Genomic DNA, 1400 nt, shown 5'->3' on the forward strand with positions numbered 1-1400 from the left:
CTAATGCTGTTCACTTAAGCGAAACAGCATTACGAGATACCGGATATCTTGTCTTTGATTGCTTTACCATGCGGGGCCTATTAGGCCTCGCTTTCTTTTGTTCCAAAAACAAATTACATATCCCTGACCTTAGATCCTTGAGACGCATTCCAGTCTTTGATTCTGGCTTAGCCGCGGCCATCACGATCAGATTCGAAGCAATGTAAGTAAAGGCCATCTTAAAACGTATCTCACTTGCGCGCTGACCGTGTGCCGCCGCTGCATGACTTGCTTCTCGACGCACTACATTATAGGCCAACAACATCCCCCACATTTCTTGGTAGATTAAGTCGACTGTCTTACTGCGTAGCGTAATCGCGTTATTAAGCATCGAGGATTTGATATCGCGGAACCCTAATTCAATCTCCCAGCGTTGCTGATACAACAGAGCTATTTGGTCGGCTGCGTAATCACTATGGGGAAGAGATGTCAGTACAGTTTTAGGTTTTCCTTGAACTTCATAAGTAACGGCTCGTACATCCCAGTATGTAGGCAACTTTGGATTCTTTTTACGTGCTTGAGGTGAGACTGTCATACGCCATAAAGCATCTCCGTTTCCGTACTCTTCGACGACCTCGTACACAGCATTACTACGCTTAGGTATCAACCAATGCCGATCATTGCCTCCATTCATCAAGGTATGCATTAGATTGGCACTCCAGAAGTTCCGGTCTAGCAATGTGATACTGCGATCAGGAATCTTATCTAGCATGGCCTCAGCCAGAGGTGTTTCAGCTGTTCGATAATCGCCCACTTGGGCATCTAAAATAACATGGGAGTGAGTATTCATCAGCGCGACACAACGCAACAGCGGATAAGCACTTTGTTTTGCGGTCGCATTGCTTGCATTACCAAAGTGCGCTTGTAGATCGGGCGTGTCTGGCGTACGAAAAATAACCCCATCAATAGCAAATACTTGTAGCCCTTGCCAGTCATCCTTAGCAAATCGTTCATTAGCCCAGTGCTCACCAGTACGTTGAAAAAGCCATTGCATAGGATTAGACCCAAGGCGTTGCCTTGCTTGAGATATCCCGCTTTTAGCAATCAGTTGTTCAGAAGATAGTCCTTCAGAGCAAATATTTAATCGTCTAGCGACTTCCTCAATCGACTCATCACGAAAAAGAGCCATGCCTAGCACCAACCATAGAACTTGATCTTCAGGTAGGCGTCGGCGCCTGATAGTCGCTTTTGAAGAAAGTGTTAGTGCGGACTCAATCCATTCGACGGGAATGTTTTGAGTAAACGTTGAGTTGTCCGAAAAGGAATGAAGTTCATCGATACTAAGTAAGAGCTGTTGAATAGACACAAAAAAATCCGATTAAGAATGCTTAATCGGATTTTCTGGGGCTATTCAATTAAAT

General features: G+C 44.9%; 1 protein-coding gene. It reads right to left on the reverse strand.

Features of this window, described 5'->3' with window-relative positions:
- Positions 1-10: 10 nt before the first annotated feature.
- Complete coding sequence (locus MAQ5080_RS17120) at positions 11-1339, reverse strand: IS4 family transposase (protein WP_082861171.1); 1329 nt, start codon at positions 1337-1339, stop codon at positions 11-13.
- Positions 1340-1400 lie beyond the last annotated feature (61 nt).

The organism is Marinomonas aquimarina (assembly GCF_900089755.1).
GTDB lineage: Bacteria > Pseudomonadota > Gammaproteobacteria > Pseudomonadales > Marinomonadaceae > Marinomonas > Marinomonas aquimarina.